18 protein-coding genes are annotated in these 12579 nt (G+C 64.0%); all 18 read right to left on the bottom strand.

Annotation, left to right across the window (positions count from 1 at the left end; translation table 11 throughout):
• Positions 1-6: 6 nt before the first annotated feature.
• Positions 7-279, bottom strand: a complete 273-nt coding sequence (locus EGO55_RS09045) for a VirB3 family type IV secretion system protein (protein WP_021689744.1) — start codon at positions 277-279, stop codon at positions 7-9.
• Positions 279-611 carry a TrbC/VirB2 family type IV secretion system protein gene (locus tag EGO55_RS09040; RefSeq protein WP_021689745.1) on the bottom strand — a complete coding sequence of 111 codons (333 nt, stop codon included), beginning with the start codon at positions 609-611 and terminating at the stop codon, positions 279-281. Before EGO55_RS09040 ends, EGO55_RS09045 begins: the two co-directional genes overlap by 1 nt.
• On the bottom strand, positions 608-1582 hold the full coding sequence (trbB, locus tag EGO55_RS09035; RefSeq protein WP_052023650.1) for a P-type conjugative transfer ATPase TrbB: 975 nt from the start codon (positions 1580-1582) through the stop codon (positions 608-610). Before trbB ends, EGO55_RS09040 begins: the two co-directional genes overlap by 4 nt.
• Before the next feature lie 188 nt (positions 1583-1770).
• Entirely contained in the window at positions 1771-2244 is a 474-nt protein-coding gene (locus EGO55_RS09030; protein ID WP_346723823.1) for a CopG family transcriptional regulator, read from the bottom strand.
• Complete coding sequence (locus EGO55_RS09025; protein WP_021689748.1) at positions 2225-4222, bottom strand: conjugal transfer protein TraG; 1998 nt, start codon at positions 4220-4222, stop codon at positions 2225-2227. Before EGO55_RS09025 ends, EGO55_RS09030 begins: the two co-directional genes overlap by 20 nt.
• A 399-nt stretch (positions 4223-4621) precedes the next feature.
• Positions 4622-4993 carry a type II toxin-antitoxin system VapC family toxin gene (locus tag EGO55_RS09020; protein WP_021689749.1) on the bottom strand — a complete coding sequence of 124 codons (372 nt, stop codon included), beginning with the start codon at positions 4991-4993 and terminating at the stop codon, positions 4622-4624.
• Positions 4990-5187 (bottom strand): type II toxin-antitoxin system VapB family antitoxin, encoded by a 198-nt coding sequence (locus EGO55_RS09015; RefSeq protein ID WP_021689750.1) that lies wholly within the window; start codon positions 5185-5187, stop codon positions 4990-4992. Before EGO55_RS09015 ends, EGO55_RS09020 begins: the two co-directional genes overlap by 4 nt.
• A gap of 95 nt (positions 5188-5282) precedes the next feature.
• Entirely contained in the window at positions 5283-7046 is a 1764-nt protein-coding gene (locus EGO55_RS09010) for a relaxase/mobilization nuclease domain-containing protein (RefSeq protein ID WP_021689751.1), read from the bottom strand.
• A gap of 253 nt (positions 7047-7299) precedes the next feature.
• Positions 7300-8055, bottom strand: coding sequence for a lytic transglycosylase domain-containing protein (locus EGO55_RS09005; RefSeq protein WP_429860914.1), 756 nt, complete (start codon positions 8053-8055; stop codon positions 7300-7302).
• The gene (locus tag EGO55_RS09000) at positions 8033-8368 is read right to left on the bottom strand and encodes a DUF736 domain-containing protein (protein WP_021689753.1); all 336 of its coding nucleotides are present in this window, start codon (positions 8366-8368) and stop codon (positions 8033-8035) included. Before EGO55_RS09000 ends, EGO55_RS09005 begins: the two co-directional genes overlap by 23 nt.
• On the bottom strand, positions 8337-8918 hold the full coding sequence (locus tag EGO55_RS08995; protein ID WP_021689754.1) for a S26 family signal peptidase: 582 nt from the start codon (positions 8916-8918) through the stop codon (positions 8337-8339). Before EGO55_RS08995 ends, EGO55_RS09000 begins: the two co-directional genes overlap by 32 nt.
• Positions 8915-9391 carry a DUF2840 domain-containing protein gene (locus tag EGO55_RS08990; RefSeq protein WP_021689755.1) on the bottom strand — a complete coding sequence of 159 codons (477 nt, stop codon included), beginning with the start codon at positions 9389-9391 and terminating at the stop codon, positions 8915-8917. The genes EGO55_RS08995 and EGO55_RS08990 overlap by 4 nt, the downstream gene beginning before the upstream one ends.
• On the bottom strand, positions 9388-9648 hold the full coding sequence (locus EGO55_RS08985; RefSeq protein ID WP_021689756.1) for a ribbon-helix-helix protein: 261 nt from the start codon (positions 9646-9648) through the stop codon (positions 9388-9390). The genes EGO55_RS08990 and EGO55_RS08985 overlap by 4 nt, the downstream gene beginning before the upstream one ends.
• Entirely contained in the window at positions 9645-10283 is a 639-nt protein-coding gene (gene parA / locus EGO55_RS08980) for a ParA family partition ATPase (RefSeq protein ID WP_021689757.1), read from the bottom strand. The genes EGO55_RS08985 and parA overlap by 4 nt, the downstream gene beginning before the upstream one ends.
• A 178-nt stretch (positions 10284-10461) precedes the next feature.
• On the bottom strand, positions 10462-11334 hold the full coding sequence (locus tag EGO55_RS08975; RefSeq protein ID WP_021689758.1) for a replication initiator protein A: 873 nt from the start codon (positions 11332-11334) through the stop codon (positions 10462-10464).
• A gap of 2 nt (positions 11335-11336) precedes the next feature.
• Complete coding sequence (locus EGO55_RS08970) at positions 11337-11600, bottom strand: helix-turn-helix transcriptional regulator (protein WP_021689759.1); 264 nt, start codon at positions 11598-11600, stop codon at positions 11337-11339.
• Between the two features lie 130 nt (positions 11601-11730).
• Positions 11731-12357, bottom strand: coding sequence for a DUF7012 domain-containing protein (locus EGO55_RS21735; RefSeq protein WP_021689760.1), 627 nt, complete (start codon positions 12355-12357; stop codon positions 11731-11733).
• Complete coding sequence (locus EGO55_RS08960; RefSeq protein ID WP_021689761.1) at positions 12260-12514, bottom strand: transcriptional regulator domain-containing protein; 255 nt, start codon at positions 12512-12514, stop codon at positions 12260-12262. The genes EGO55_RS21735 and EGO55_RS08960 overlap by 98 nt, the downstream gene beginning before the upstream one ends.
• Between the last annotated feature and the right edge of the window lie 65 nt (positions 12515-12579).

Below are 12579 nucleotides of genomic sequence, written 5' to 3'. Positions count from 1 at the left end.
TCCTCGTCACACGCGCAAAAAGACGGAGTATCGAAGGTGGCGGCGAGCGACGTCGGCGAACTGCGCGTCGCGGCGGGCCGCCCAGACGGCGGCGAGATGACCGACCAGCCAGAACACGCCGCCGGCGATCCAGAGCTGGAGACCGAGACCGATCGCGGCCGCCAGCGTGCCATTGGCGATGGCGAGCGTGCGCGGAGCGCCGCCCAGGAGAATGGGTTCGGTGAGCGCCCGGTGGACGGGGGCGTAGAAGCCCGCCACCTCATCACCGCCGCCCTGCATCAGATGACGGCCCCGCCGCCGAAGCTGAAGAAAGAGAGAAAGAAGGAACTGGCGGCGAATGCGATGCTAAGACCGAAGACGATCTGGATGAGCCGCCGGAAGCCGCCATTGGTGTCACCGAAGGCGAGCGTCAGGCCGGTGACGATGATGATGATCACCGCGACGATCTTGGCGACCGGCCCTTCGATCGACTGAAGGATCGACTGGAGCGGTGCTTCCCAGGGCATGGAAGAGCCTGATGCCTTGGCGGCGCTAGACATGGCGAGCGCGACAGCGATGCCAATGATGGCGGTGTTCGCTGTGCTGCGAATACGGGAAATTGCGTTGGTCATGCGAGTTCTCCTGGTTGATGGATCGGGAATTCTGCCGCGGTGCGCATAGGTTCGAGCGGCCCCGGAAGCTGGCGCAGCGCATATTCGCCGGTGGCATTGAGCCCATCGACGCGGGCGAGTTCGGACAGGCGGCGGCCATGGCCATCGCGCACGAGGACCGCGACGTAATTGATGGTCTCGGCGATCAGCGCGCGCGGCACGGTCACTACCGCTTCCTGGATGAGCTGCTCCATACGCCGCAGTGCGCCGATCGCGGTGCCAGCGTGGATTGTGCCGACGCCGCCGGGATGCCCGGTGCCCCAGGCCTTCAGAAGATCCAGCGCCTCGGCACCGCGCACCTCGCCGATGGGGATGCGATCGGGGCGCAGGCGCAGCGAGGAGCGGACAAGATCCGACAGGCTGGCGACGCCATCCTTGGTCCGCATCGCAACCAGATTGGGCGCGCTGCACTGGAGTTCGCGCGTATCCTCGATCAGCACGACGCGGTCGCCGGTCTTGGCGATCTCGGCGAGCAACGCATTGGTGAGTGTGGTCTTGCCGGTCCCAGTGCCGCCCGCGACGAGGATATTCGCCTTGTCCGCGACTGCGATGCGGAGTGCTGACGCCTGCAACCGCGTCAAGATCCCATCGGCGACATAATCATCGAGCGTGAAGACGGCGACGGCGGGCTTGCGGATCGCAAAGGCCGGCCCCGCGACGACAGGTGGCAGCAAGCCTTCGAACCGTTCCCCGCTTTCCGGCAGTTCCGCCGAGACCCGCGGACTTCCCGCATGAACCTCGGCGCCTACATGATGCGCGACCAGCCGGATGATCCGTTCGCCGTCTGCCGGTGCAAGCTGTTCGCCGGTGTCGGACAGGCCTTCGCCTAGCCGGTCGATCCAGAGCCGGCCATCGGGGTTCAGCATCACCTCGACGGTTTTCGGGTCCGCCAGCCAGCCCGCAATTCCAGCTCCCAGCGCTGTGCGCAGCATCCGTGCACCGCGAGAGAGGCTCTCCGATTTGAGACTGGTGGCCAAGTAATCGTCCCCTGATTGCGCCTGCACGCAAACCGCGTGCGGCCATGGGGACAGTTAGAAGAGACAGAAAAAACGCTATCGCAACAACAATTTGCGTTCAGCGTAGAGCGTCGAAGCAATAGAAAGATGAGCGTAGGCCGCGATCAGTCCTCGAACCCTGATGCGGCACGCCCTAGCTGAGAATCAACGTCGTGAGAAATTTCCCGCGCCAGACTCGATCCCGTGTCAACGCGGCGGCCGAGGGCTTCGATAAAACCCTTGTAGCGTTCATTGCCACTTGCTTTCGCAGCGGCCAGCGCAGTGTCGGGTAAGGCCGGCGTCGTTGTTAGCCAGAAGCGAACGAACAGCGCGATCGCCTCATTGGAGATGGTGATATTCTGTTCAACGCGATCAAGCTGGCGCGACAGCCGGTCCAGTCGCCGGGCTAATGTCGCTTCGAGCCGCTCGGGACCATCCGGCGAGAGGAAGGACAAGAGCGCTGCTTCGAGTATCTGCGTCTGCGGCACACGTTTTCGACCGGCATAGTCCTCGATCTGATCAGCCAGTTCCGGCGGCAGCCGATAGGTTCGTTTGACGCGCATGAGGAAAATCTCCCGGTCAGAGTTGGATGCCGTCATCGGGATCGAGGCTCGCAATGCGGGCGATCCGGTGCATCCGGCGCTGGGTGGCGGCATCGTCAGCACTGGCATCCGGTTCATCGAAGTCGAATTCCTGCACGGGCGCTGGCGGCACGCGGGCAATCTCTTCATGGTCCGGCAGACCGGGCTCGCGGCGGATATTGGCGTTAGCGTCGTCGCTGTCCGCAGGTTCAGCAGGCTGCGCCATCGCCCCGGACTGGCCGGGTGGTGTGACATCGGGTGGTGGCGGCGGCACGATCCCGGTCCAGTCGTCGGGACGCGGCGGCTTTCGGGACCGATTGGGTTTGGGTGCAGGCAACAGGCGCCGGGTCAGGCGCGGGTCGGTGAAGTAGCGCGCCTTCTTCGCCCGCACCGGTGGCGTGCCGGCGACCATCACGATCTCATCGTCTGGCGGAAGCTGCATGATCTCGCCCGGCGTGAGGAGCTGGCGGGCGGTCTCCGATCGTGAGACCATCAAATGGCCGAGCCAGGGCGACAAGCGATGCCCGGCATAGTTTTTCATCGCTCGCATCTCGGTCGCGGTGCCGAGCGCGTCGCTCACGCGCTTTGCGGTTCGCTCGTCATTGGTCGCGAAGGAAACGCGCACATGGCAGTTGTCGAGAATCGAGTGATTAACGCCATAGGCCTTTTCAATCTGGTTGAGGCTCTGGGCGATAAGGAAGGATTTCATTCCGTACCCCGCCATGAACGCGAGAGCACTTTCGAAAAAATCCAGCCGCCCCAGGGCGGGAAACTCGTCCAGCATCAGCAATAGGCGCTGGCGTTTGGCGGTCGAGACCAGTTGCTCGGTCAACCGGCGGCCAATCTGATTGAGGATGAGACGCACCAGTGGCTTGGTGCGGTTGATGTCGGAAGGCGGAACGACAAGGTAGAGCGATACCGGATGCGGCCCGTTCATCAGATCGGCGATGCGCCAGTCGCATTGCCGGGTGACGGCCGCGACCACCGGATCGCGGTAAAGCCCCAGGAAGGACATGGCCGTCGAGAGAACGCCGGAGCGTTCATTGTCGCTCTTGTTGAGTAGCTCACGCGCGGCCGAGGCGACGACGGGGTGGACGCCAGCTTCGCCGAGATGCGGGGTCAGCATCATCGCGCGCAGCGTGGTCTCGATCGGTCGGCCCGGATCGCTCAAGAAATTGGCGACCCCAGCCAGCGTCTTGTCGGTCTCGGCGTAGAGAACATGGAGAATGGCGCCAACGAGAAGCGCGTGGCTGGTCTTTTCCCAGTGGTTGCGCTTCTCCAATGAGCCTTCGGGATCGACCAATATGTCAGCGATATTCTGAACGTCGCGGACTTCCCATTCACCCCGGCGCACTTCGAGCAGCGGATTATAGGCAGCGCTCGCCGCATTGGTCGGATCGAACAGCAGCACTTTGCCGAACCGGCTGCGGAAGCCTGCGGTCAGCCCCCAGTTCTCGCCCTTGATATCGTGAACGATGCAGCTACCCGGCCAGGTCAGGAGACTTGGGACCACAAGGCCAACCCCCTTGCCCGATCGCGTCGGCGCGAAGCAGAGAATATGCTCCGGCCCATCATGGCGCAGATAGTCGGTTCCCAGTTTGCCGAGGATCACACCATCGTCGCCGAGCAGCCCGGCGGCGCGGGCTTCGCTTTCGGTCGCCCAGCGTGCGGATCCGTATGTCTCAGCGTCCTTGAGTTCGCGCGCGCGCCAGACCGACATGCCGATGGCGACTGCGATCGAGAGGAACCCGCCCGATACGGCGATATAGGCGCCGCGCAGGAAGATGTCTGGCGCATAGGCGTCGAAAGAGAACCACCACCAGAAGAAGGCCGGCGGCGGATAGACAGGCCAGTCGCCTATGGTGAACCAGGGCGATCCGAGCTGGGGCTGATGAGCAAGGGCCGCGGCGGTCCACTGCGTCGCGGACCAGACCGACAGCAATATGATCGTGAAGACAGCGAGTATCTGACCCCAGAGAATCTTGGTCGCCGACACATCCTTTCCTTTCCGGCCAAAAGCCAGAAGGTCGGGATTGAAACTATGTTATTACAATGCCTTGGCGTAGTTTTGCGTAGGAATAGAAAGGTGGTCGCGCAAATAGAAACGATGGCGTATTCGCTTATCTGCACACGCCATTAGTACGAGGTCAGTCGTAGAGGTTTCCGCGCTCATGCCGGCCGCAATGTCGGTTTGGCAGGGTTTTAACGAATGCCAGAAGATGACGAACGGTGTCCGGGGGCGGCGTCCAGGGAACAATCCGCGCTCGAACTGACCCGTTGGAGATGACGACGTAACTTGCGCCCGTCGCTACGTCGCGAAATATGCGCTCTAGGTCTCGGCCGATTTCGCAAAGCTGGATTGGCCGTTCCAATTCGAACTCCGGTTCCCCCGACTTCAATGTTCGGCGACTTCTGCCACGCCGAGACGTGTCGCGATTTCATTCAGTCTCCGGTCTCGTGTCCACAGCCGCATTCCTGGGGTGAGCCGTACGGACGTAAGGAGGTGCGCGTCGATGTAACCGATGCCGAGGCTGTACAGGGGCTGCTGCTCAATGAAGGTCTGCACCTCATCGTCGGTCGCTTGCGTTGCTCCTGGCAGCCCGCGCAAGCTGGATAGCACCACATCCCGCTGGCGCAGACTGCCTAGCGCGATCTCGCCGATGATGAACGGGTGGATGAATACAACACCTGCATTCAGCCGCTCTACGAGCGCTGGATCAGTCCGCCGCAAGTGGTCGACCCAAATCGTGCTGTCGACCAGGATCATTCCGCAACCGAGCGGCGACGCGTCGGAAGCTCAAGATCAGACTCGCTCCCGCCGAGCAACGCAAGCCGCCGCGCGCTTTCGCGTTCGATGAGCGCTTTGAAGGCTTCGCGCACAAGCTGCGACTTTTCCTTGAGCCCGGTGAAGGCCTGAGCCTTGGCGAGCAAATCATCATCCAACACGATGGTCGTGCGCATGTTCATAGTCCTTCAACGTGAGGCACGAATTTATCATCGAATGATGCCTAATTCAATGCTGGCGTCAGCGCGGCTCGCCGTGGGCACGCTTGCCATTACAAACCCAATCCCCGCTGTCGCCCGAAGGACCAGTCCACGCCTCCGCCCGGCGTCATCGTACCGGAGACATGGCGACCGAGATGCTGTTCGAGCGCCGGCCGCCAGGGGACGAGCTGGAAGCCCAGCCCATCGTCGATCATGGCAAACCTACCCGAGGCCAGCGTTACGCGCTGGCGATAGATACCCGCGACATGATCACCCGGCCTCGATGGCAGAGGCGCAAGGCCGGTTCGGTCAACAAGGTCCGTCTTGACGTGGAGCATTTCGCGCTCCTTGAGCGTCTGGATAAGCGCCCGGGCAAATATGACGCGGGCGCCGCGCCGTTCCGCCAGTCCCTCATTGACCAGATGATCGATGCGCGCCTCCATGGCTGCGGCGACGTCCGCGCCAAATCCGCCACTCAATATGGGCCGTTCCGGGGCGATTAGATTGCGATCGAGCCAGGTCGCCCCATCGGAGGTGATCTGTTCTCCAAGCGACAGATCGGATCGGGTCGCGAGCGAATGGCGTTGCTGCCCCCTCGCATCTTCCCAGGAGCGCAGTTCGACGATCGCGCCAGGCTTCGCGTCGCCGGTCATATCGATATCTTCAAACCGAAGATGATGGGTGCGACCATCAACGCCATCGACGACAGCATAGGCGCTGCCCTTGAGTTCGTCGTAAAGCCCGCGATCGACCAGACGCCCAACCACCGGATCGACCGGCGGGCCATGATGGATCGCAAAGCGCGACACGTCCGGGTTCGCCGTGTCCCGCGCCATCGCCTTGTGCATCGTCTTGATGATGTCACCACGAATAGCGAGATCGCGGAGCTTCTCCTCCAGACCAGATTTCATAGTCCAGGCCGCAGGCCCCAGCGGTTCGACCAGACCCATGGCCTCCAGCTTCTGCGCGCGGCCCACCAGAAGATGCCGGTTCTCAGGTCCGCGTCCATTGGAGTCCGGGCGCAGATCGACAATGCCTCCGTGGAGATCGGCGATATCCCGCAAGCTGCGATCGAGGCTGGTCCAGCGATCGGCCTGCACCTCGCGGCCGAGCGCCGCATGGATCTCGCGCTGGGTCCGTGGCCCCAGTTCGAGGGTCACGCGATCTTCGGCCCGATGGCGGAAGCCCTCGCTGATATAGTCCCGGCTTATGACGAGGTCGCGGCCGTCGTCACCGCGACCCCGAACCAGCACATGGATATGAGGGTCATCGGTATTCCAGTGATCGACCGCCACCCAATCGAGCGATGTGCCAAGGTCGCGCTGCGCGTCCGCCATCAACTCGCGGGTAAAGGCCCGCAGGTCGTCCATCTCCCGCGCATCCTCTGGCGAGATGATCATGCGAAAATGATGGCGATCATCCTCGCAGCGATCGGCAAAGGCGTTCCCGTTGGCCTGATCGCCAGCCGCGTCGAACGATCGGCCCGGCGTGCCGTCACGGGTCACACCTTCGCGTTCGAGATAGTTGGCGTGCCGCGCCAGTGGCGCCGCCCGGAACCTGGAGCCCTGATGCCGTACAATCCGCATCTTGACGACGACGCGCCGATCGGTCGCCCGGCGCGCGCGACGGGGGGCAGTCACCCTGCCGCGCCCGAAGCGGGAAACGCTGCCCCCTTTCCGGTGAGGAGTATAGGTCCGCCCACTGTGCCCGCCGCGACCTCCTTTGTTCGCCGCGCGCATGACCTGACCGACGAAGGACTTGGCTTGCCGGCCTTTTGTCCCGCCGTCGCGTGACCGTCCCGGTCTGACTTCGAACTCGTCGTCGCGGTCGCTCATCGGGTGCTGAAGCCAATGGCGGAATCGCCTGCCAGACGCAGAACTGCGGCAAAATCGGCAGTTTCAGAAAAGGAAGCTGGCAGGCTTCTCAATGAGCCATACGCAAAAACCCCATCCAACCAACCATCTGGACCCGGCCTGCTGGCGGTCCTTTTATCTTGCCGTGCCTCCTCCTTTTCTCTGCTTGCCCAGCACCTTCCACTATAGGGACCGCCATTGCGCGCCTGATTACGCCTGCCTGCGAGCGCGCGCCTCATGACGGCTGTTGACCGGAAAGAGGAACGAACAGACCGTCTCCGACTTCCAAGGCGTCTGCTTCAGGCGCATCTCCGGCATGGTCCTGCGGCGCGGCTGACGGATCGGGGACTGCGCCAGAGGCGACGTTCACAGGACGCGAAAAGAGCGGCGCATGAGTCCAGGCGAGCGCATCGGCGGGCGAGCCGGAGGCAATGCGACCGGGCGCACTGCCGACCATCGGCGTGAGCATGGCAAGATAGGCGCGCGTCTCTCTAGGCAGGGGCCGGCCAGTTGCCAGATGTTCATCATAGCGGCCAGGCCCGGCATTGTACGCGGCCAGCATTGCGGTCGGATTGCCGTAGCGATCATGCAATTCGCGCAGATAGGCGGTGCCTGCAATGACGTTGTCGCGGGGATCATAGGGGTTGCGACCGAGACGGTAACGCGCACGAAGTTCCGTCCAGGTGCCGGGCATGATCTGCATCAGGCCCATGGCGCCAGCGTGCGAGATCGCGGTCACATCGCCCGCGCTTTCGACGCGCATGACCGCCCATATCCAGCGTTCCGGGATCGCGAAGCGGCGAGACGCCTCGGCGACATGGGCGGCGATCGGCGAGACAGGCGATGATCTGGCGGACGGCTCGTCCTTGGGACGGGCGAAAGCCGTCGCCGGTGCGCTCGCAAGACAGGCGAACAACACCAGCGACAGCGCCCGTCGACACGCAGAACAGCGGCGCGGGCGCATCGGATCAGCCCCGTTCTTCGCGGGCACGCGGGCGGCTGATCGACAGCCGGAACGCGGTCCCATCGTCATCGGTGCGGAAGAGATGAGCGCGCAGGTTCTGGCCGGCAAACAGCGGGCTCTCGAGCTCCAGCGAGACATAGTCGCCCGCGCGTTCGCCGACATCCTTCCATGCGGCGCCGACTCTCGGGCCATGTTCGTCGTCGAGCAGGACGCGGAAATCCGGCGCCTTGTCTGCATCACTCGGTTCGGCGGGAACGAGGCTGACAACCTCGTCGATGCCGAACAATCGGATGCGGCCCGTATAGCCGTCATCGGTGCGTTTGAAGATATTGGGTTGCATTGCCAGTCTCCTTTGCTTGGCGGGGTGAAAATGAAATCGCGGCAGGCTGCGCGCTCATCGGCGTCGCCCGTCCGATCACGGTCGCGGCGGGAAGCGGCCCGAAATAGCGGCCGTCGAGGCTGTCCTCGCGGTCGGCGTTGAGGAAAAAAAGCTGATCCGCTGTGAGCGTTCGGCAGCCGGACCAGACGGGCAGCAAACGGCCGAGGCGGTCGGTTCTCTGCGCCAGTGCGGTCGCATCGCCGTCGATGATGATCGTGTCGCCGATCCGGCAGACCTTCTGTCCGGGGAGCGCCGCGACACGCTTGAGGAGCGGCAGGCCGAGCGGCAGATACCCACCCTTGTCGAGGAACCGGGCGATGGCCGGCGGCGGCGCCACGACGGCAAGATCGCCGCGCGATACCGGCTCGCCGACACGCACGCGGTAGAAGCCGATCGGGACGCTGGAGCTGGCGTTCCAGATCAAGCGCGGCGGCGGGTCGATCCACATCGAGATGCCGATGAGACTCACCGCGACGACAGCGAGCGCGAGCGTTTTTCTATGACAGGTCATTGCAGGGAGCCTTTGCGGGCGAGCCAGGCGCGGTGGCGCTCCAGGGTGTAGGGACGCGGCGTCTCGCGCGCGTCGAGGCGATTATGGACGTGGCGCCAATGGTCCGGCGCCGTGTCGGCGGGGTCGATGCCGAGTGCGTCCACCGCGTCGATCGCTTCGAACACCCGCTGCACCTTGGGCCAGCCGGAAACCCGCAGCAGAATGTCACCGCCAGGATCGACGCCGGGCACGGTCTGATAGGGCTCGCCCGGCAGGACGGCGCGCAGGATGTCGATGCGGGAAACGACCGTTCCGAAGTCGTTGGACGCCCAGCGCACGAAGGCGAACAGGCTGTCGGGCGCGAAGCCGAGGCGGCGGCGACGACGGTCGAGTATCTGATCCTCGACCGGTCGCCCGAAGCATATCCAGCGCTCGATCTTCTTTTCGATCCACAGCAGATCGACGCGGGTGCGATCATCGCGAACGGCGATCATGGCGCGCTCCCCTGATCTTCGTCGGGGAAAGCCTCGGCCAGCATCGCGCGCAACAGATCGGCCAGTGTCAGCCCGCGCTGAAGCGCCGCCAGCTTGATCCGCTTCCGCAGTTCGGGTGTCACGTCGATGGTGAGCCGCGCGGTGTTGACGCTTCGCGACCGCGGCGCCGGTGGCTTCCCATCGCCTGCGGAAATCCAAGCATCGACGTTGCGCGGGCGCGCTGCAAAGCGTCGGGACGATTTTCCCAGCCCGCTCATGATGGGAGATTCCCGACCTGCTGCGCTAATGCGGCAATCTCGTGTGCGGCGATGCTGTCGGGGGACAGTTCGGCGGCAAGGCGCCCGGTCCGCAGCGCATCCGCGAAGATGACCCGCTGGCCGATATGTTCCGCCAACAAGGTCGGGTTGTGGTCAGCAAGGCTGTCCACGGTGGCGCGTCCGATCAGCGTGCGGGCGGGATAGCGGTTGAGGACGAAATGCGCCCTGATGTCGGGCTTGAAGATGCGTGCCTGGTCGAGCAGCGCCAGCATCTCGGCCGATGCCCAGCCATCAAGCGGCGAAGGCTGCACGGGGATGAGGACGAGATCCGCGGCAAGCAAAGCGGAGCGCAACAGCCCCGCCACGCGCGGCGGTCCGTCGATCACCACATGGTCGACACTGCGCGCCAGCTCGGGCACCTCGTGGTGCAGCGTGTCGCGTGCAAGACCCACCACGCTGAACAGCCGGGGTAGGCCTTGCGATGCACGCTCTTGCGCCCAGTCCAGGGCTGAACCCTGCGGATCGGCATCGATCAGCAGGACACGCTTGCCGGTGATCGCCCACTGGCCCGCCAGATGGAGCGCGAGGGTCGTCTTGCCGACGCCGCCCTTCTGATTGAGCAACGCGACGATCATCGCGTTTCGTCCACAGGCAAGCTGCGCGTTAGCATGAATCCGAAGGATTCAGAGTTAGCAATGTTAAGGGGCGGAATTGCGCAATGATTCCATAATCTTATACCCTGTTTCGGTTCCCGATAGTCCGAGGATCGGGTTCCCGATCGTCCGATAGTTGCGGTTCCTGATAGTCCGTGTCTCATGGCAACTTATCCACAGGCGGATAGCCCATTCGCCGCATGGCGGCGTCGAGCGGATGGATGGGGATCGGCGCGAAGTTCAGCCGCTGGCGGCCGAGTTCGAAACTGAGGGTCAGCCGGTATCCGGGAAGCGGTTGGCGGCGAACGATATCGCGCAGTTCGAAGCTGAAGCGCTTGAGCGGCGAGAGGACGCCAGACTTCAGATGGAGATGGGCGACGTCGAAACTCCACCCATGTTCCTGGCGCCCGCCATGCTTGCGGACGAGGCGATAGAGCCAGCGTTCCAGTCCGCCCGTGAGCGAGAAATAGGCGCGGTCGATGGTGAGTACGAGCGCGTGATCCAGCAACCCGGCATAGAACCAGTCGGGCACGATCATCTCGATGCCGAGCGCGCGACCTTTCCCGTCGAGGCGCTCGCGCCATTCATTGATCCAGGAGAAGCGATGGCGTCGGCGCTGAGTGGACTGGCGGATACTCGTGGCGATCGTCGTTGACTGGAGCCGGTCCAGACCGGCGCGCAGCCGCTCATAGCTAGCCTTGCCAGTGCCCCGCCGGGTGAAGGTCAGGATGTCATAAGGGGTTGCCGCAATGAGGCGCGAGGTCGGCAGACCTGCATCATGGGCTTCGACAATCTGGCTTGCGGCCCAGATCAGGATATCGGCATCCCAGATGGTCGCCATGCCATGTTCGGGCGTCGCTTCGACATGGATCGATACGTCGCCCATGCGGAACAATATCGGTGCGACCCGCTTGCTCTTGGCGAGCGAGAAGAAAGGCCAGCTCATCAGGTCCTGGGCGTCACGCGGGGCAATATCCCCTGAGATCGGTCGGAACAGATCGAGCTGCCGGGATGGGTGGCGGATACCCGGCATGATTACCGACCGCGCCCCATTGCAGCCTGTCGCCGCGTCGTGGCGATACCCGGTCCCGGATCGGAAGTGGAACGCCGCATCCCGGCCGCGGCCCAGTCGTCGATATCGGCAACCGTATAGACGATACGGCCACCAAGCTTGTGATAGACGGGGCCGGTGCCGAAGCAGCGATGTTTCTCCAGCGTGCGCGGCGAGAGACCCAGGCGCTTCGCGGCGTCGGGGGTTCTCAGAAAGCGGGGCGCATCGTCTGGGGGATTGGGCTGCATTGTCGGTCTCCGTTGAAGCGCAGGCCGTGTGGGGCGAGCGCGTAGTGGCGGAGACAAGGCTGGCGTATGCTCGTCGCACCGGGAGAGTGGCTAAAGACGGGCACCGATAAATGTCGCACCGGGAGCCCGACTATCGACCACGCAACAGCTCCAGATAGCCTGTTTCGGTGAGATGGACGGCTTCGTCTCGCAGCCGCTGGACCTGGCGGCGCTCGTTGGCCGAACGCCATTCCGCCCCATGAAGACCATGGCGAGGATAGACAACCTCGTCTGCAATTTCGCGGGTGCTGAGGCCGCTCGCGAGCAGTTCCAGCAGACGCAACAGCATGGTCAGGCGATGGCGCTGGAAATCGGTCGGTAGAAACGCGCGTGGCTGCGGGCCCGCCGGTGCGCCCCGAAAGCGGCGCGCAGCCCGGTCAGCCGCCGCGCGGCGCAGCGGATAGTCAGCGTCGGGTGCAACCAGGATGACGAGGCCGGAACATTGCCGCGGATCGGCGAACCAGAGACGCAGGCGTCCGCCGGGATCGTCAATCACCAGGTGGCGGCCACTCGCATCTTCCTGATCGGCGAGGACAGGGCCGAGGGCATTTGGGTCGATCGCGGCTGCTGATGCACAGCCCGCCGGCGCCGGATGGAGCGCGACGGTTCCGGGAGCGTTCTCAGGCCGCCAGAGCGCCGGAGACCGGGCAGCCGGGACATAAGGGTCGAAAGGGAAACACCAACCCCCATCGGCGGGCGAACGCCGTGCGATCAGCATCCCCCGGCGTACCCGGCGTCAGCGCGCAGGCCATGTCGTCATATTCGCGCCGATAGGTCGCGTTGAAGCGCAGAAACTCCTGCGCGAAATCGGCGTAATCGAGATGGGCGGTTTGCTCGGCGATCGCTTGCGACCGCCAATCGCTGGCAGTTGGCATCGCACCTCTCCCTGTTTCCCGCTTCTTCGGGTCAAGACCTACGAGCTTGCCTGGGCGGCGGCGGG

It is taken from the genome of Caenibius tardaugens NBRC 16725, from assembly GCF_003860345.1.
GTDB lineage: Bacteria > Pseudomonadota > Alphaproteobacteria > Sphingomonadales > Sphingomonadaceae > Caenibius > Caenibius tardaugens.
Note: the sequence above shows the minus strand (reverse complement) of the source record. Positions and strands in the feature narration are given on the sequence as shown.